Consider the following 18,448-nt stretch of genomic DNA (forward strand, 5'->3'; position numbering starts at 1 on the left):
AAAGTGATAATTTAGAATTTATAAAATCTTTCTTCTTAAGTCTTTTTTCTTTCATCTAAACCAAAAACAAAACCTACAATTAATTTATGAGAGCATTGGTTATTTCCGGTGGTGGCAGTAAAGGCGCATTTGCCGGCGGTGTTGCACAATATTTATTAGAAGTAAAAAGACATCAATACGATTTATTCCTGGGGACTTCAACCGGAAGTTTATTGATTCCGCATCTCGCATTAGGAAATATTGAGCAAATCTACTCGATTTACACCAATGTCAACATGTCTAAAATATTTAATATTTGCCCTTTTGTGGTCAAAGTTAAAGACGGTGTAGATATAGTGACCATTAATCACTTCAATGTAATTCGGCAGTTTTTTAAAGGAAAAAGAACATTTGGAGAAAGCAAAGGCCTGAAGAAATACATCAGAAAGAATTTCTCATTATCTGATTTTAATCAATTGAAAAAACTCAAAAAGGATGTCGTAATTACGGTAACCAATTTTACAAAAAACGAAGCCGAATACAAATCGATAAAAGAGTGTACTTACGAAGAGTTTTGTGACTGGTCCTGGATTTCGAGCAATTATGTTCCTTTTATGAGTCTGGTTGAAAAAAACAACTGCGAATATGGTGACGGAGGATTTTCAAGTCTGGTTCCTATTCGTGAAGCAATCAACAGAGGGGCAACAGAAATTGACGTTATCATTCTGGAAACAGAAGTAAATATGGAGAAAACGGTTATCGGTAAAAACCCGTTTTCGCTGATGATTGATTTGTTTAGAATTGCTCTGGATCAGGTTGAAAAACACGATATTACTATAGGAAAACTAATAGCAAATAATAAAAATGTAAAACTTAATTTATATTACACACCTACCAAACTTACCAATAATGCCTTGATTTTTAATAAGGAGGTAATGAAAACGTGGTGGGAACAGGGATACGAATATGCTCAGAATAAGTCTGAGATTATGAGTGATAATAGGTAGTCCTTAGTTATTTAGTCCCTAGTCCTTGAGAGTTAGTTTTTAAAACTACTCATTAATTACTAAGGACTAAACCACTAAATATTACCACAATTCAGCAACCTCATTTTTAATAAATCCCAAAGCCGCATTGCTTGGAGATTGTTTTTCTAATAAATCATTCAAAATCACTTCACGTAATTTATCAGCATTTTCTACACGTTCACTCATAGCGGCTTTTCGAATCATCTGGATAGTCGAGTTTTTAGCAGTTGTGATAATTGTCCAGCATTCTTCAGACATGTAAATTTGCTGTGTTAGATTGTGCTCAAATTCCTGTTCTATCTGGTCAATGATGTAATTTTCGTAATCATGTTTTTGTTGTGAAATTGGCGCAACACGAATCAGTAATTTGGTCAGGTTGATACGCTCTAAAAATAAAGTCATACGCTCGTAAGCCTGCAGTCGGATCGGTAAAGATTGTTTTTGGTATTCCCTGTTTAATAAAAAAGCACGTTTTTTATCGTTGTTTTTAATATGCAGTTCAAAAAAACCGTAAGCCACAAAACCAGTTACAATGGCAGGTAAGGTATAACTCGCTAATTCTATAATTCGTGTAAAATCCATTTCAATAATTTTTAAGCAAAAATATACTTTTTGAGGAGAAATCTGCTTTAATTTTTCAGCAATAAACAAAACAGAAGGCCTATTTTTGCAACTTGTTTTTTTAAAGCGTAATCACGATTTTAATGGATTCTTATATCATATTTTTTCTTTGTCTGGCGGCATTTGCAGCAGGCTTTATTGATGCAATTGTTGGAGGTGGCGGACTGATCCAAACTCCAATGGGTTTAGTTTTATTACCAAATTTGCCAGTTTCTACAGTTATTGGAACATTGAAGATTCCTGCTTTTAGCGGAACTGCTTTTGCTGCTTTTCAATATCTTAAAAATGTAATTATTCAGTGGAGATTATTGCTGATTATGATGTGTCTGGCAGTTCCTTCAGCATTTTTAGGTTCGACCATTTTAACTCTTGTAAGCAACGATTTTATGAAACCGCTTTTACTGGTGGTTTTATCTTTGCTGTTTGTATATACGTATGCGAAGAAAAATTTCGGGCAGCATGCTGCTAAAGATCATTCTGCAACGACTCAGATTATGTATGCCGTTGTTATCAGTGTTCTTATCGGTTTCTATGACGGATTTATTGGTCCGGGAACCGGCAGTTTTTTTGTGGTTGCTTTTATTGCTTTATTAGGGTTTGACTTTTTGCATGCTTCTGCAAATGCTAAAATGGTAAATCTGGCAACCAATTTTGGTTCGATTTGTTTGTTTATGATAAAAGGAAAAATCATCTGGAGCATTGCAATTCCGATGGCTGTTAGTAATGGAATAGGAGGCTGGCTTGGTGCGAAATTGGCAATCAACAAAGGAAATGGCTTTATCAGGATTTTCTTTTTAGTTGTGGTTGTGGGGACTTTGATCCGGTTTGCTTACGATGTTTTTTATAAATAGTTTCTAAAGACAGCAATTGTTGCTCTTAGCCCGGATTAATTTATATTAATTTTGGTTTAATTGATTCAGTGTATTAGTTGAGACCATATCTAAACGGACTGAAAAATTATAGCAGAAGTCGAATATAATATTCGCTGAAATGCTTGTTCTTTTACTTCGACAAAACTTAGTATCTCAGAACCATAGCATCTTAGGAACTTTCTTTTTTAATTCTTATTTTTGCCTAAAAGGAGACAATTTCATGCAGAATTATATTGACCAGCTCAACGAAGCGCAACGACAGCCTGTTTTACAGAAAGACGGCCCAATGATTATTATAGCAGGTGCAGGTTCGGGAAAAACGCGTGTTTTAACAATTAGGATTGCTTATTTGATGCATCAGGGAATCGATGCTTTCAATATATTGTCACTTACGTTTACGAATAAGGCTGCCCGCGAAATGAAACAAAGGATTTCTTCAATTGTAGGAGCCAGTGAAGCAAAAAACCTGTGGATGGGAACTTTTCACTCGGTTTTTGCACGTATTCTTCGTTCAGAATCCGAACTTTTGGGTTACCCTTCCAATTTTACTATTTATGATTCTCAGGATTCGGCCAGACTGATTTCTTCTATTATAAAAGAAATGCAGCTGGATCGTGATATTTATAAACCGAAACAGGTTTTAGGACGAATTTCGACTTATAAAAACAGTTTGATTACTGTAAAAGCCTATTTCAATAATCCTGAACTGATGGAAGCTGATGCAATGTCAAAAAAACCTCGTTTAGGGGAAATCTATCAGCAGTACGTTGAACGCTGTTTTAAAGCCGGAGCAATGGATTTTGATGATTTGTTATTGAAAACCAATGAGTTATTAACCCGTTTTCCTGAAGTTTTGGCGAAGTACCAAAACCGTTTCCGATATATTCTGGTCGATGAGTATCAGGATACAAATCATTCTCAGTATTTAATTGTTCGTGCTTTATCAGATAAATTCCAGAATATTTGTGTGGTTGGGGATGATGCACAGAGTATTTACGCTTTCCGGGGGGCGAATATCAATAATATTCTGAATTTTCAAAAGGATTATGAAGGCGTAAAAATGTTTCGTTTAGAACAAAATTACCGTTCGACCCGAAATATTGTAGAAGCTGCTAATACGGTAATGGAACATAATAAAACCAAACTGGATAAAGTAGTCTGGACGGCAAATGAATTTGGTCCGAAAGTAAAAGTACACCGAAGTTTGACGGATGCTGAGGAAGGACGTTTTGTTGCCAGTACTATTTTTGAACAAAAAATGCAGCATCAGTTGCACAATGGTGCTTTTGCAATTTTGTACCGCACCAATGCACAATCCCGTGCGATGGAGGATGCTTTGAGAAAACGCGATATTCCGTACAGAATTTACGGTGGACTTTCATTTTACCAGCGTAAAGAAATAAAAGACGTTTTGTGTTATCTCCGTTTGGTTCTGAATCCGAAAGACGAGGAAGCTTTAATACGTATAATCAATTATCCGGCGCGCGGAATTGGAGATACAACTGTTGAAAAGCTTACTATTGCGGCCAATCATTACAAACGTTCTATTTGGGAGGTAATGGTTAATATCGATAAAATTGATTTGAAACTGAATGCCGGTACAAAAAATAAACTGAAAGATTTTGTAACAATGATTCAGAGTTTTCAGGTAATTAATGAAAATCAGGATGCTTTTTATATTACAGATCATGTTGCCAAAAAAACGGGATTGGTTCAGGAACTGAAAAAAGATGCTACTCCGGAAGGAATGGCAAAAATCCAGAATATTGAAGAGCTTTTAAACGGGATTAAAGATTTTACAGAAGGGCAGAGAGAAATTGACGGGGCAAGGGGAGCTCTTTCTGAATTTATGGAAGATGTTGCCCTGGCTACTGATTTGGATAAGGATACATCTGATGAAGACCGTGTCGCTTTGATGACAATCCACCTGGCAAAAGGACTTGAATTTCCTCATGTTTTCGTTGTTGGTATGGAAGAAGATTTGTTTCCGAGCGCAATGAGCATGAGTACGCGAAGTGAACTTGAGGAAGAACGCAGATTGTTTTATGTAGCCTTGACGCGGGCAGAGCATCAGGCGTATTTGACCTATGCACAGTCACGTTACCGCTGGGGAAAACTTACAGATAGTGAACCTTCCCGCTTTATCGAAGAAATTGACGGCCAATATTTAGAATATTTAACACCTTCAGAAAGTAATTATCGCTACAAACCAACAATAGACAGCGATATTTTTGGAGATGTTGAAAAATCTAAATTAAGACTTTCTAAACCTATAGGGGGAACTCCTCCCAAACATATTACAGATAATAGTCCAAAACCGGATTTAAATATCAGGAAATTAAAACCAGTTTCAGGAAATGTACAGGCGGCCTCAGGTGCTGCAAACCTGTTTGATAACAAGCTGACCGTTGGAAATGTGGTAATGCATGAACGTTTTGGAAAAGGAGAAGTTATAAATTTAGAAGGGGCAGGTGCTGATAAAAAAGCCGAAATAAAATTTGAAGCAGGGGGAATTAAAAAACTGTTGTTGAGATTTGCTAAATTAGATGTTGTGGGATAAAATAAATGCAAGTTTTGAGTTTCAGATTACTGCTGTTAAATGAGCTGAAACCCGAAACAAATTAAATTTAAACAAAAATAAAATGGCCGAATTTATAAAAATATATCCCGACAAACCCAGTGAAGCTGCTATTGCAAAAGTTGTAAAAGTTCTTCAGAATGGCGGTTTAGTTATTTATCCAACCGACACTGTTTACGGTTTAGGTTGTGATATAACCAACTCAAGGGCTTTAGAAAAAATTGCAAAAATTAAGGGAGTGAAGTTAGAAAAAGCTAATTTCTCTTTTATCTGTCACGATCTTAGCAACTTATCTGACTATGTCAGGCAAATTGATACTTCTACTTTTAAAATTCTTAAAAGAGCTTTGCCGGGTCCTTATACCTTTATTTTACCGGGAAATAATAATTTGCCTAAAGAATTTAAAAAGAAAACAACAGTAGGTATTCGTGTTCCTGATAACAATATTATATTAGAGATTGTACGACAATTGGGGAATCCTGTTGTCTCTACATCAATACGAGATGAAGATGATGTAATTGAATATACAACTGATCCTGAACTGATTTTTGAAAAATGGCAGAATCTTGTTGATATGGTGATTGATGGAGGTTATGGTGATAATGTTGGTTCTACAATTATAGATCTTTCTGAACATGAACCGATAATTATCAGAGAAGGCAAAGGGGATATTGATATTTTGTAAAAAAAAACTTAAACTACGTAACAATTAAAAATTATTAAGTAACTTTAGTGTTAGTTAAAATTTAGTTAGTTAATTAAAATAATCAGTCCTTAAATCTTAGGACAAAAAAAAAGCAGGTCAATTGACCTGCTTTTTTGTATCCAAAAATGATGATAATATTATTGCTGTTGTTTTTTCATTTCTTTTTCAATCATATCATAGAACTGATCGATTTTTGGCATCACAACAATACGGGTTCTTCTGTTTTTTGATTTGTTCTCTGCTGTATCATTAGGAACCAGAGGAACGTAAGAACTTCTACCTGCTGCAATTAATTTAGCAGGGTTTACTCCTAAATCATTTGTCAATATTCTGACAATAGATGTAGAACGTTTTACACTTAAATCCCAGTTATCAAGTAAAACACCATTGCTTCTGTAAGGAACATTATCTGTATGTCCTTCAACCATACATTCAAAATCTGGTTTGTCATTTACTACTTTTGCAACTTTTGCTAAAACTGTTTTAGCTCTGTCAGTTACATCATAGCTTCCGCTTTTAAATAATAATTTGTCAGCAATAGAAATAAACACAACTCCTTTTTCAACATTGATTTCGATATCCGGATCATTGATTCCAACTGCTCCTTTTAAACTTGTAACTAATGCTAATGTTACACTGTCTTTTTTAGTAAGGGCATCCTGAAGTCTGGATATCTTAAGATCTTTTTCTTTAAGACTTTCTAAAGATTTTTCAAGATTTTCAGCACCCTTGGTAGTTAATACTGTCAAGTCTTTTGAGCTGTTTATTAAATCCTGGTTGTGTTCTTTATAACTTGCAGCTGTGGCAGCCAGACCAGCTTTTTCTTCAAGGCATGCGTTTAATTTTACAGTAGTTGAATTTAATAAGTCCTGAGTCTCTTTGTTTTTAGCCTCTAATGCTGCGTATTGTTTCTTCGATACGCACGATGTTAAAGCCATTAGTACGGATAGTGCGATAACTATTTTTCTCATAAATGTTAAATTTAATTAGACGTTGTTTACAAATTTAGTTTTTAATATTTTGATTAGTGTTAAAGATTTCTTTAAAAAAAACCAATTTCTTTATATAATAGATGAAAACGATACTTTTTACAGTGTAGTATTTCTTTATTTGAAAATCTTTTCTCTTTTTGAGATAAGCTATTGACATGCAGTAAAATGAAAAATGAGCATGTAAAACAGCAAAGGTATGTTTAATTTTTCCTTGTGTTAAAAATCTTACTCCTGCAATTCCATCTAAAACCATTCTGAAGAAAATGATGAAAAACAACCCTTTTTTTGGAAGGTTTTTAACCAGCATCAGCAATGAATTTCTAAAATTCAAATACGTTTTTTTGGGGTTGCCTTGTTGTAAAGTTGCCCCCCCTACATGATAAACAACAGATTGCGGATTGTATTTAATGCTGTGTCCTCTATTTAAGGCGCGCCAGCACAAATCAATTTCTTCCTGGTGGGCAAAAAAAGATTCATCAAATCCTTCCAGCTCATCGTAAACTTCTTTTCTGATAAAAAAACAAGCCCCGGATGCCCAGAATATTTCACAATTGTCATCATATTGTCCGTTATCTTTTTCCACCGTATCGAAAATCCTTCCTCTGCAGAATGGATAACCGTATTGGTCAATAAAGCCTCCTGCGGCTCCGGCATATTCAAAATATTCCTTGTTTTTATAATCAAGGATTTTAGGCTGGATAATAGCAGTTTGTTTTTCTGCTTCGAATGTATCAACTATTGGTTTGAGCCAGTTTTCTGTAACTTCAATATCCGAATTGACTAAGGCATAAATTTGTGCATCTACAGATTTCAAGGCATCATTGTAGCCTTTGGCGAAACCGTGGTTGCCAGAATTTTTAATTATTTTTACAGAAGGAAAATTATCCTGAATAAATTGAATTGAATTATCTGTAGAAGCATTATCAGCTACATATATAGCAGCCTCTTGAGAAAACTGAATTACTGATGGCAAAAATTGTTCTAATAATTTTATTCCGTTCCAATTTAAAATGACGACTGCAATTTTATCCAAAAGTATTTTTTTTATAATTATTATATTTCGTTATAGTCCGGTAGTGATCTTAAAAAATCATATTTTTCGTTTTCAAAATCCATCTGACAATAATAATGATTCAACCCGTTTGTGACTTTCAAAAACCGTGCCTGCATTGTCATATTATAACGCGCAATCTGATCAAAAGTTGCCTGTGATATTTTTACTTCCGGCGCTTTGCATTCTACCAGTATATGTATAGAACCATCCGGATTAAAAACAACTACATCATAGCGTTTTCGTAAACCGTTGACCGTTAAAACTTTCTCTACGTTTATGAGCGATTTTGGGTATTTTTTTTCATTTATTAAATAATGAACAACATGCTGACGAACCCATTCTTCGGGGGTAAGAATTATAAATTTTTTTCTGATTTCATCAAAAATGGACACTTTATTTTCGTTATTTTTGAATCGAAAATTATAGATTGGAAAATTTAATCGCTGCATAAAGCAAAAATATTAAAATAGTTTCAGGTTTCAAGTTTTAAAGTTTCAAGTTGTGAAAATTTGCTTAAACCTGAAATTTGAAACATGAAACAAAACATTTGAATGGACGAAGTTGTAAAAATTGTTAATGATATAAAAGCGGGAAATATAAAGCCAATTTATTTTTTAATGGGTGAAGAACCTTATTACATTGATAAATTATCGGAATATATTGAGCAGAATGTCCTTTCGGAAGAAGAGAAAGGATTTAATCAGACGGTTTTATACGGAAGGGATGTTTCTGTAGAAGATATAGTGTCAACAGCAAAGCGTTACCCGATGATGGCAGAACGCCAGGTGGTTATCGTAAAAGAAGCTCAGGATTTATCAAGGACGATTGATAAAATTGAATCCTATGTCAATAATCCAATGGAAACAACTGTTTTGGTTTTTTGTTACAAATATAAAACGCTTGATAAACGTAAAAAAGTGACTAAATTATTGGCACAAAACGGAATCGTTTACGAAAGTAAAAAGTTGTACGAAAATCAGGTAGGGGACTGGATTAAGCGTGTTCTGGCCGGAAAAAAATATACCATTGACCCGAAAGCAAATGCGATGCTGGTAGAGTTTTTAGGGACAGACTTGAGTAAAATTAATAATGAACTTGAAAAGCTCCAGATCATTTTACCTCAGGGTACTATGATTACGCCTCAGCATATTGAGGAAAATATTGGTTTCAGTAAAGATTATAATGTTTTTGAACTTCGAAAAGCAATAGGAGAACGTAATCAGTTAAAAGCGTATAAAATTGCCGAAAACTTCGCTCATAACCCAAAAGAATACCCTTTAGTAATGACAACCGGACTGGTTTTTGGATTTTTTGTTCAGCTTTTAAAATACCACGGACTTAAAGATAAAAACCCAAAAAATGTTGCGGCAGCTATTGGAGTAAATCCTTATTTTTTAAAGGAATATGATTTGGCTTTAAAAAATTATCCAATGCGAAAAGTAAGCCAGATTGTGGGAGCTTTACGAGAGGTTGACATGAAAAGTAAAGGTGTTGGTGCCAATGCTTTACCACAATCTGATTTGTTAAAAGAAATGCTATACAAAATTTTTAATTAAGCCGTGAAAATTCCCGATATTTGCATTTCTAAATAATACCACTCTAAATTAATTACACAATTATGGGAATGAATAAAAATACCGTCTTAGGATGGGCTACTTTTATAATGACACTTATGGGATTGTTACTCATCGGTCTTGGAGCATTCAGATACAGAGATGTTTCAGGCTATGGCTTTGCTGCAACGGGAGTAGGTTTTCTTGCTAATGCCTGGGTTTTTAATGCTTTGAAGGGGAGAGTTTAAAAAAAAATATTAATTGCAAAAATCAATTGCAATTCAGAATCAATAGAAAAATAACAATTAAAATAAAACATAAAAATGTCAGACGATAAGAAAGTAATTTTCTCAATGCAGAAATTGAGTAAAACGTATCAGGGAGCAGACAAACCGGTACTTAAAAATATTTATTTGAGTTTCTTTTATGGAGCTAAAATTGGTATTTTAGGTCTTAACGGTTCCGGAAAATCTTCTCTTTTAAAAATTATTGCAGGAGTTGATAAAAACTATCAGGGTGATGTGGTTTTTCAGCCAGGATACAAAGTAGGTTATTTGGAACAAGAACCAATTTTGGACGATTCAAAAACCGTTATCGAAATTGTTCGTGAAGGAGCTGCTGAAACAATGGCAGTTTTAGACGAATACAACAAAATCAACGATTTATTTGGTCTTGAAGAAAACTATTCAGATCCGGATAAAATGGATAAACTGATGGAGCGTCAAGCGGCACTACAAGACAAAATTGATGCTTTGGGGGCTTGGGAAATAGATACCAAATTAGAAATCGCTATGGATGCGTTGCGTACTCCGGATGGCGATACCCCAATCAAAAACCTTTCTGGTGGAGAGCGTCGTCGTGTTGCTTTGTGTCGTTTGTTATTACAGCAACCGGACGTTTTGCTTTTGGATGAGCCTACCAACCACTTGGATGCCGAGTCTGTGCTTTGGTTAGAGCAACACTTAGCGCAATATGCCGGAACTGTAATTGCAGTAACGCACGACCGTTATTTTCTGGATAATGTAGCAGGTTGGATTTTGGAATTGGATAGAGGAGAGGGTATTCCTTGGAAAGGAAACTATTCTTCCTGGTTGGACCAAAAATCAAAACGTTTAGAGCAAGAAGAAAAAGTTGCTTCAAAACGCAGAAAAACATTGGAGCGTGAGTTGGACTGGGTTCGACAGGGAGCAAAAGGTCGTCAGACTAAACAAAAAGCACGTTTACAGAACTACGATAAACTTTTGAATGAAGACCAAAAACAACTGGATGAAAAATTAGAAATCTATATTCCGAATGGCCCGCGTTTAGGAACAAATGTTATCGAAGCGAAAAATGTTGCCAAAGCTTTTGGAGATAAATTACTATACGACAACTTAAACTTCACTTTGCCACAAGCAGGAATCGTTGGAATTATCGGACCAAATGGTGCTGGTAAATCTACCATTTTCAAAATGATTATGGGAGAACAAGCTACAGATAGCGGAGAATTTTCAGTGGGAGAAACTGTAAAAATCGCTTACGTAGATCAGTCTCACTCTAATATTGATCCTAATAAATCGATTTGGGAAAATTTTGCCGATGGTCAGGAACTAATTATGATGGGCGGAAAACAAGTAAATTCCAGAGCTTATTTGTCACGTTTCAATTTTGGTGGAGGCGAGCAAAACAAGAAAGTTTCGATGCTTTCGGGTGGCGAGCGTAACCGTTTACACCTAGCAATGACTTTGAAAGAAGAAGGAAACGTATTGTTATTGGATGAGCCTACGAACGACTTGGACGTAAATACTCTTCGTGCTCTTGAAGAAGGTTTGGAAAATTTTGCAGGTTGTGCTGTGGTAATTTCGCACGACAGATGGTTCCTGGACAGAATCTGTACTCACATCTTGGCTTTCGAAGGAGATTCTGAAGTGTATTTCTTCGAAGGAAGTTTCACTGAATATGAAGAAAATAAAAAGAAACGTTTAGGCGGTGATTTAACTCCAAAACGTTTGAAATATAGAAAATTGATTAGATAGTTTTCTAAAAATAAATTCCATATTTAAAATCCCAAATTCCAAATTCTAATAGATTTGAAATTTGGGATTTTTTGTTTTTTGTCATTTCGACGTAAGGTGAAATCACACTAGAAATTCGGCAAAGATTTGAAGAACTTTTTCCTCAGAATGACAAGTTTTTTGAAATTGGAATTTGGAATTTCAGATTTGGAATTTCAGATTTGGAATTTCATAAAAACTTAGCCTTCAATTCCGGAGTAGGAATCATACAGCTCTCTTTTTTACCATACCATTTGTAACGGTTTTTAGCAATATAATCGTAAATGTAATTTCGAAGTTTTTCAGGGAAAATTTTAAATATTGAAATTAAACTGTAAATCCCACCTAATTCTTCTGCAATTTCAATAGCTGCAGATGATTTGAAATAATAGGCAACTCCGGGATGATACAAAATGATACTGTCAATTTTACTCTGATCAACACCAATATAACTGCAAATTTCTTTCCCCAAATCAGATTGCAGGGCTGTAAAACGAAAAATATCTTTTTTATCGTGCTTTATAATCAACTGAACCGCTCCGTCGCATAAATTGCAAACACCGTCGAAGAGGATTATTTTTTTGTTCCCGGCAGTCATTGCGAGGAACGAAGCAATCTCTCTACGTACTTCCATTTTAATTTGTATTATTCAATCATTATATTTTCTATTTCTTCAAACAAATCTTTCCAGCTTGGATTTATCGACCTAATTAAATCATTTTTCGTTTCTCTTGAACCTGCCTTGATTTGCTTTTCTCTTGCAATTGCATCTTCAATCCACTGAAATTGCTCATAATAAACTAAAATATTTACATTATAACGAGCTGAAAATGATTTTGGGTATTTTTTCTCCCTATGTTCTAAAATTCTTTGAGGAAGATTTGAAGTTACACCAGTGTAAACAACCGTTTGGTATTTATTGGTTATGATGTAAACAAATCCTGGTTTCACTTTTTTTGTCTTTGCGAGGAACGAAGCAATCTCATCCCTATTGATTTTTTGTATTATTTTTACTTTAATGCGAGGAACGAAGTGATCTCATTCCTATTTGCAAGGCTTCTCATACAAGTGTGATTGCTCGTTCGTCGCAATGACTTATTTTTTCACAGCTTCAACCAGTTCCAATTCATCCAAACTTACTTTTGAGGTGAAAATTCCATAATTTACTGTCGCCTTATTTTTTTCAATAGCATCAATACTTCCCACGGATCTTCCATCAAGCATTCGCACGCGGTCACCAACTTTTAAAATTGGTTTTGGTTTTTCTACAACCGGTTTAAGTTTCTTTTCTTTTTTCTCTTTTCGGATTTCTTCAACTTTTACCTGTACTTCAGCAATAATTTCTTTTTGTTTTTCAACTTTTGCTTTGACTTCTTTTGGAGTTGCTTTTTTACGTTTTGAATTTTCAATTTCAACAATTTTCAGGAATTCACCAATCAGTTCCTTTTTGTTTTTGTTGTTGAAATATTTCTCAGCAATATCGTCAATTTTTTGTCCTATATATATAATTTTCTGATTACTGTCGTACAATTCCTGATAGCTTTCCAGTTTTTGCTTGATTTTGGTATTGATGTTTTCCATCTTTTTGCTTTCCTCACGCGCTCTTGTTTCTTCTTCTTTTAAATTCAAAGAAGTTTTCTCCAGTTTTGATCTTTCCTTCTGAAGTGTTGCAATAGTTTTATCAAAACGAACTTTACCCACTTCGATTTTTTTTTTCGCACGATTAATCAGTCCAAACGGAATACCATTTTTCTGAGCAACTTCAAAAGTAAAGGAACTTCCTGCCTGTCCTAAAGCTAGTTTGTACATTGGTTCCAACGATTTTTCATCAAACATCATATTGGCATTGGTTGCATAAGGTAATTCGTTAGCGAGAATTTTTAAATTCGAGTAGTGCGTTGTAATGATTCCGAAAGCTTCTCGATGATAAAACTCCTCAAGGAAAATTTCTGCCAATGCCCCACCCAGTTCAGGATCAGAACCTGTACCAAACTCATCAATTAAAAACAGGGTTTTGTGATTACATTTTTTCAAAAAGTAATTCATGTTTTTTAGTCGGTAGCTATAAGTACTTAAATGATTTTCGATTGACTGATTATCTCCAATATCAGTTAAGATTCTGTCAAACAAGAAAGTTTCGCTTCTTTCATGAACCGGAATCAAAATTCCGGATTGCAACATTAATTGTAATAGTCCAACCGTTTTTAAGGAAATGGTTTTTCCTCCGGCGTTTGGACCCGAAATAACAATAATTCTGTTTTCCTGTTTTAATTCTATAGTCTGCGGATGTGTAACTTCTTTTTTTTGCTTATTGTTCAGATACAAAATTGGATGATATGCTTCTCTGAAAAACAATCTTCTTTCTTCAGTAATTGTTGGTAAGATTCCGTTGATTCTGTTAGCATATTTTGCTTTTCCGGCAACGACATCAATATCACTTAAAAAATCCTGGTATTCAATTAACAAAGGTAAGTACGGACGAATAACATTCGATAAATTTTTTAAAATTCTCGTAATTTCTTCTTTCTCTTCGTATTCTAAATTCGCTAATTCTCTGGAATATTTCAAAGTAGCTTCAGGTTCGATGTAGGCTATACTTCCGGTTTTAGAACTTCCTAAAATAGAACCTTTCACTTTACGACGATACATGGCTAAAACCGCCAAAACGCGACGGTTTTGTACGAAGCTTTCTTTAATGTCGTCCAGATATCCTAAACCATTATATTGAGTAAGTGCAACACCAAAACTTTGGTTTACTTTACCTCGAACCAAATTCATGTTCTGACGAATTCCGGAAAGGGCAGGAGAAGCATTGTCTTTAATTTCTCCATATTTATCTACAATTGCGTCAATCGAAGTGATGATATCTTTAGTCAGTTCTACACGTGACGCTCTCGCATTTAAGTTTGGATAATAATCATCGAATTTTCGTAAGAAATTCAATAATACATTTGTCGTTGCAGAAAGATTGGCAATTTTTCTGAAACTTCCCACTTCAAGAAAACTGTCTTCAATTGCCAAAAACTTAATTTCATGCGTGATGGCGTCAAATCCGTGATTCGGAATGGCATTGTTATTTTCAAAAGACGAAACATATTCAGATGTCTGCATCAGGGCCTGCATCAAAGTTTCTTTGTCTCTAAATGGTTTTATTTGTAAAGCTTTTTCTTTTCCAATATCAGTATTGCATCCATCTGAAATGGTTTCGAGAACGGTTGGAAATTGTAAGTCTTGTAATGTTTTTTCGGTAATACTAATCATTTAATTTCTTTAAGAAAGTGAAGGCAAAAATACAAAAATAGTAGCAATGAATGCTGTAAAGTTTAAAGGTGTTATTTTATTCGATGCAGATATGATTTCAGCAAAAAAATCCTGAAATTCGCATAAAAAAAATATGGACGTTAAAATGCATGATTCCTGGAAGCCGGTTTTGAATGAAGAATTTGAAAAGCCATATTTCACCGAACTGATTTCTTTCGTAAAATCCGAATACACGACAAAAGTTTGTTATCCAAAAGGGAGCCAGATCTTTTCGGCTTTTGATCATTGCCATTTCGATGAGGTAAAAGTGGTGATTATCGGGCAGGACCCTTATCACGGTCCAAATCAGGCCAACGGATTGTGTTTTTCTGTAAATGACGGAATCCCGTTTCCGCCTTCTTTATATAATATTTTCAAAGAGATTGAAACGGATTTAGGCAAACCGCTTCCTAAAATCGGTAATTTAGAGCGTTGGGCAAATCAGGGTGTTTTTCTTTTAAATGCAACTTTAACGGTTCGTCAATCTGAAGCAGGAAGCCATCAGGGAAAAGGCTGGGAGAAATTTACGGATGCCGTTATCAAACAAATTTCGGCCGAAAAAGAAAATGTTGTTTTCCTGCTTTGGGGAGGTTTTGCTCAAAAAAAAACAGCTTTAATCGACGCTTCAAAACATCATATTTTAAAATCAGGACACCCTTCGCCTTTAAGTGCTAACAGAGGATTTTGGTTTGGAAACAAACATTTTAGTCAGACAAATACTTTTCTTAAATCAAAAGGTTTAAAAGAAATTGAGTGGTAATATTGAGGTAAGATTGGATTTTTTTGTCAATCAAACTTACGAATCAACCAAAGAATTAAAAAAAGGGATTATCTTTGCCCCACATTCAACACAAACTAAGTTTCATGAGTTCAGATTCTAGCAAAAGGTACGCGCAAAGAGGTGTTTCGGCATCAAAAGAAGACGTACACAACGCCATAAAAAATATTGATAAAGGTTTATTCCCTCAGGCTTTCTGTAAAATCGTTCCTGATTATTTAACACAGGACGAAGAATACTGCCTGATTATGCATGCTGACGGAGCAGGTACAAAATCGTCTCTGGCTTACATGTATTGGAAAGAAACCGGAGATATTTCAGTCTGGAAAGGAATCGCTCAGGATGCTTTAATTATGAATATCGATGATTTATTATGTGTTGGAGCAACAGATAATATCCTGCTTTCATCCACTATCGGAAGAAATAAAAACTTAATTCCTGCCGAAGTTATCTCAGCAATCATCAACGGAACGGAAGAATTAATCAACGAATTAAAATCTTTCGGAGTAACCATTCACTCAACAGGAGGAGAAACTGCTGATGTAGGCGATGTAGTTCGTACGATTATCGTAGATTCAACCGTTACAGCCCGTATGAAACGCTCCGATGTTGTAGATAATGCTAATATTAAGGCCGGAGACGTAATCGTTGGTCTGGCTTCGTTTGGTCAGGCAACTTATGAAAAAAGCTATAACGGCGGAATGGGAAGCAACGGATTAACATCTGCGCGTCACGATGTTTTCGGAAAATATTTAGCAAAAAAATACCCTGAAAGTTTTGACGCTGCCGTTCCTGAAGAATTGATTTATTCAGGTCAGGTTAATTTGACGGATCCTGTAGAAAACAGTCCAATAAACGCAGGGCAGTTGGTACTTTCCCCAACCAGAACGTATGCGCCGATCATCAAGAAGATTTTAGACGCTTACACGCCAAATGATATTCACGGAATGGTGCATTGCAGTGGAGGGGCACAGACTAAAATCTTACATTTCGTTCAAAATTTACATATTATAAAAGATAATTTATTTCCGGTTCCGCCATTGTTCAAACTGATTCAGGAACAATCAAAAACCGACTGGAAAGAAATGTATCAGGTTTTCAACTGCGGTCACCGTATGGAACTTTATGTACCTGAAAATATTGCTCAGGATATTATTGCGATTTCAAAATCATTCAATGTTGATGCGCAAATCGTAGGAAGAGTAGAAGCTGCTGATGCTAAGAAACTGACTATCACCAGCGAATACGGAATTTTCGAATATTAAAATATAATTTGTCAGGCTGAGGAGTCGAAGTTATTTATTCCTTAAAAGCCTCAACCTCCTTCAGATTACATTTTAGAATCTATAATAATTTTAGCTTTTTCAGGAGCTAATCCCGCTATTCGCTGTATCTTTTGTGGCGAACCCCGCCACAAAAGGATGCCGCTGCTATCGGGGCTAAAAAACAACCCTGTTATGTATGAACTGCTTTTTTGGAGATATTTAGACGAAATTTACCTGAACAACCAGGAAGTTTATGAAGCTTTACTTGAAAAGCAGGAAGTTAATGGTCTTGAAATTCTTCCCACACAGGTAATCCTCAACCGAATTGGTTCAGTTTTCTCAGAATGGGAAAAAGTGGATGAAAACAGCTGGAAAAATAATAGAGGTAAAGGTGCTTTTCAAATTATCACTACACCACAAAGTATCAAAATAGACTGCTACGGAACCGAAGGCAGAACAATGAACAAACTGGTAGATTTATTAGAAGAGTTCAAATGTCCTTTATATGATCCACAAGTTCCTGAACGCTACGATGAAATGAGTGAGTAATTTTTCTCTTCCATATAAAGTTTTGAAACATAAAGCAAAAAATTGCGAAATTTTTACTTTTAAAATTAATAGTTAAATATGAAAATAAATCTAAAATCAGGAATCGATAAATTGCTTTTCGGAATGAAGCAAAATGATGTAATAGCGGCTTTAGGAAAACCTGATAAGAATTATAAGGATGAAGACGAAAATGTGATTTTTGTATATAACGCACAAAAAATGAGATTGACTTTTTATCAGGAAGAAGATTTTAAATTGGGTTATGTAGTTGCTTCTGGTGTTGATCTGGAAGTTTTTGGATTCAATCTTATTGGGAGAAAAATTGCAGATGTAAAAAAAGATCTGGCAACTAAAGGAATTACAAAATACAATCAGGAAACATTTGATACTTTCGAAAACTATTTCAATGAAGACAATTGGTTCATTCTGCAAACTGAATTTAATGAAGTTGTAAAATTTGAAATTGGCGCCATCATAAATGACAAAGACGAATTCGATTGGAAGTTCCCTGCGAAGAAATAACCATTGAATATTTATAATATCCACCCCGATAGTTGCTTTAGGCTATCGGGATTGTTTTTTTTATACATAATAGTATAATAGGGGAGTTTGTTCAAGTCAGATTGTAGTTAAGACATTTTTTAAAATTAAGAATTGGATTTTGATATTACTAAGGAGCTATTTCCCGCTATGCGCTGCAATCTTTTCATGGCAAACCCCGCCCTAAAAAGGATTTTCGCTTCTATCCGGGCTAGGGCAGTATTGTTCCGGAAGGAATTTTCGGTTATAATTCGGTTCTTAAAAGAATAATAATCCCTTCAAAGAGATTCTAAAAGGCTGAAAACTCCTCAAAACCGATAACGGGAAAGAGTCTTTAAACCATAAAAAACCAAAGGAAACCAGAAAAACCGTACAGAAAGTCAAAAAAAATCATTCTGTAAACAATGCGTTGCCAGCGGGTTATGAATTAAACAAAAAAAAGATCAAAAAAAGGCAATAAAAAAGCTTGCTTAACTGGAATTGTTGTGTACTTTTGCACCCGCAACAGCGAAAAACGTTCACAGAAATACTGACAGGCAAACGAATTTTAAGAGAGAAGAAATTTTCAAAAAAAAGATTCAAAAAAGCTTGCGCAGTTTG

The 18,448-nt window shown here is 34.9% G+C and carries 18 protein-coding genes; 11 read left to right on the plus strand and 7 right to left on the minus strand.

Annotated elements, in window-relative coordinates:
* Nucleotides 1-86: 86 nt before the first annotated feature.
* The gene (locus GXM17_RS18540; RefSeq protein ID WP_163401035.1) at nucleotides 87-986 is read left to right on the plus strand and encodes a patatin-like phospholipase family protein; all 900 of its coding nucleotides are present in this window, start codon (nucleotides 87-89) and stop codon (nucleotides 984-986) included.
* An 81-nt stretch (nucleotides 987-1,067) separates the two neighbouring features.
* On the opposite strand, the gene GXM17_RS18545 is transcribed toward GXM17_RS18540, so the two are convergent.
* On the minus strand, nucleotides 1,068-1,589 hold the full coding sequence (locus tag GXM17_RS18545; RefSeq protein WP_163401036.1) for a DUF7935 family protein: 522 nt from the start codon (nucleotides 1,587-1,589) through the stop codon (nucleotides 1,068-1,070).
* Between the two features lie 122 nt (nucleotides 1,590-1,711).
* Between GXM17_RS18545 and GXM17_RS18550 the strand changes: the two genes are divergently transcribed.
* From GXM17_RS18550 to GXM17_RS18560, 3 genes are all read left to right on the plus strand, one after another.
* On the plus strand, nucleotides 1,712-2,479 hold the full coding sequence (locus GXM17_RS18550) for a sulfite exporter TauE/SafE family protein (protein WP_163401037.1): 768 nt from the start codon (nucleotides 1,712-1,714) through the stop codon (nucleotides 2,477-2,479).
* A 241-nt stretch (nucleotides 2,480-2,720) separates the two neighbouring features.
* Complete coding sequence (locus GXM17_RS18555; RefSeq protein ID WP_163401038.1) at nucleotides 2,721-5,060, plus strand: ATP-dependent helicase; 2,340 nt, start codon at nucleotides 2,721-2,723, stop codon at nucleotides 5,058-5,060.
* 82 nt (nucleotides 5,061-5,142) lie between these two features.
* Entirely contained in the window at nucleotides 5,143-5,763 is a 621-nt protein-coding gene (locus GXM17_RS18560; protein WP_163401039.1) for an L-threonylcarbamoyladenylate synthase, read from the plus strand.
* A 158-nt stretch (nucleotides 5,764-5,921) separates the two neighbouring features.
* Here GXM17_RS18560 and GXM17_RS18565 read toward each other — a convergent pair whose 3' ends face one another.
* Genes GXM17_RS18565 through GXM17_RS18575 form a run of 3 tightly spaced genes read right to left on the minus strand, consistent with a single transcriptional unit; the run spans nucleotide 5,922 to nucleotide 8,279 of the window.
* Nucleotides 5,922-6,755, minus strand: coding sequence for an OmpA/MotB family protein (locus GXM17_RS18565; protein ID WP_163401040.1), 834 nt, complete (start codon nucleotides 6,753-6,755; stop codon nucleotides 5,922-5,924).
* Between the two features lie 34 nt (nucleotides 6,756-6,789).
* Nucleotides 6,790-7,809, minus strand: coding sequence for a glycosyltransferase family 2 protein (locus GXM17_RS18570; RefSeq protein WP_163401041.1), 1,020 nt, complete (start codon nucleotides 7,807-7,809; stop codon nucleotides 6,790-6,792).
* A gap of 20 nt (nucleotides 7,810-7,829) precedes the next feature.
* The gene (locus GXM17_RS18575) at nucleotides 7,830-8,279 is read right to left on the minus strand and encodes a type I restriction enzyme HsdR N-terminal domain-containing protein (protein ID WP_163401042.1); all 450 of its coding nucleotides are present in this window, start codon (nucleotides 8,277-8,279) and stop codon (nucleotides 7,830-7,832) included.
* 102 nt (nucleotides 8,280-8,381) lie between these two features.
* Between GXM17_RS18575 and holA the strand changes: the two genes are divergently transcribed.
* The 3 genes from holA to ettA all read left to right on the plus strand — a co-directional run bounded on the left by holA (nucleotide 8,382) and on the right by ettA (nucleotide 11,398).
* Complete coding sequence (holA, locus tag GXM17_RS18580) at nucleotides 8,382-9,386, plus strand: DNA polymerase III subunit delta (protein WP_163401043.1); 1,005 nt, start codon at nucleotides 8,382-8,384, stop codon at nucleotides 9,384-9,386.
* Nucleotides 9,387-9,448: 62 nt separating this feature from the next.
* Nucleotides 9,449-9,631 carry a CAL67264 family membrane protein gene (locus GXM17_RS18585; protein ID WP_163401044.1) on the plus strand — a complete coding sequence of 61 codons (183 nt, stop codon included), beginning with the start codon at nucleotides 9,449-9,451 and terminating at the stop codon, nucleotides 9,629-9,631.
* 75 nt (nucleotides 9,632-9,706) lie between these two features.
* Complete coding sequence (ettA, locus tag GXM17_RS18590; protein ID WP_163401045.1) at nucleotides 9,707-11,398, plus strand: energy-dependent translational throttle protein EttA; 1,692 nt, start codon at nucleotides 9,707-9,709, stop codon at nucleotides 11,396-11,398.
* A 208-nt stretch (nucleotides 11,399-11,606) separates the two neighbouring features.
* Here the strand turns inward: ettA and GXM17_RS18595 are convergent, their stop codons facing one another.
* From GXM17_RS18595 to GXM17_RS18605, 3 genes are all read right to left on the minus strand, one after another.
* A complete protein-coding gene (locus GXM17_RS18595) occupies nucleotides 11,607-12,050 on the minus strand; it encodes a thiol-disulfide oxidoreductase DCC family protein (protein ID WP_163401046.1) in 444 nt (147 codons plus the stop codon).
* Between the two features lie 11 nt (nucleotides 12,051-12,061).
* The gene (locus GXM17_RS18600; protein ID WP_163401047.1) at nucleotides 12,062-12,367 is read right to left on the minus strand and encodes a GIY-YIG nuclease family protein; all 306 of its coding nucleotides are present in this window, start codon (nucleotides 12,365-12,367) and stop codon (nucleotides 12,062-12,064) included.
* Between the two features lie 144 nt (nucleotides 12,368-12,511).
* Nucleotides 12,512-14,677, minus strand: a complete 2,166-nt coding sequence (locus GXM17_RS18605; RefSeq protein ID WP_163401048.1) for an endonuclease MutS2 — start codon at nucleotides 14,675-14,677, stop codon at nucleotides 12,512-12,514.
* 133 nt (nucleotides 14,678-14,810) lie between these two features.
* Here GXM17_RS18605 and GXM17_RS18610 point away from each other — a divergent pair, with 133 nt between their 5' ends.
* The 4 genes from GXM17_RS18610 (at nucleotide 14,811) to GXM17_RS18625 (ending at nucleotide 17,830) form a co-directional block, all read left to right on the plus strand.
* On the plus strand, nucleotides 14,811-15,476 hold the full coding sequence (locus GXM17_RS18610; RefSeq protein WP_163401049.1) for a uracil-DNA glycosylase: 666 nt from the start codon (nucleotides 14,811-14,813) through the stop codon (nucleotides 15,474-15,476).
* A 104-nt stretch (nucleotides 15,477-15,580) separates the two neighbouring features.
* Nucleotides 15,581-16,759: an AIR synthase related protein gene (locus GXM17_RS18615; protein ID WP_163401050.1), complete on the plus strand. Its 1,179-nt coding sequence runs from the start codon at nucleotides 15,581-15,583 to the stop codon at nucleotides 16,757-16,759.
* A 192-nt stretch (nucleotides 16,760-16,951) separates the two neighbouring features.
* On the plus strand, nucleotides 16,952-17,308 hold the full coding sequence (locus tag GXM17_RS18620; protein ID WP_163401051.1) for a hypothetical protein: 357 nt from the start codon (nucleotides 16,952-16,954) through the stop codon (nucleotides 17,306-17,308).
* A 78-nt stretch (nucleotides 17,309-17,386) separates the two neighbouring features.
* Nucleotides 17,387-17,830: a hypothetical protein gene (locus tag GXM17_RS18625; protein WP_163401052.1), complete on the plus strand. Its 444-nt coding sequence runs from the start codon at nucleotides 17,387-17,389 to the stop codon at nucleotides 17,828-17,830.
* Nucleotides 17,831-18,448: the final 618 nt, after the last annotated feature.

This window comes from Flavobacterium fluviatile, from assembly GCF_010645065.1.
Classification (GTDB): domain Bacteria; phylum Bacteroidota; class Bacteroidia; order Flavobacteriales; family Flavobacteriaceae; genus Flavobacterium; species Flavobacterium fluviatile.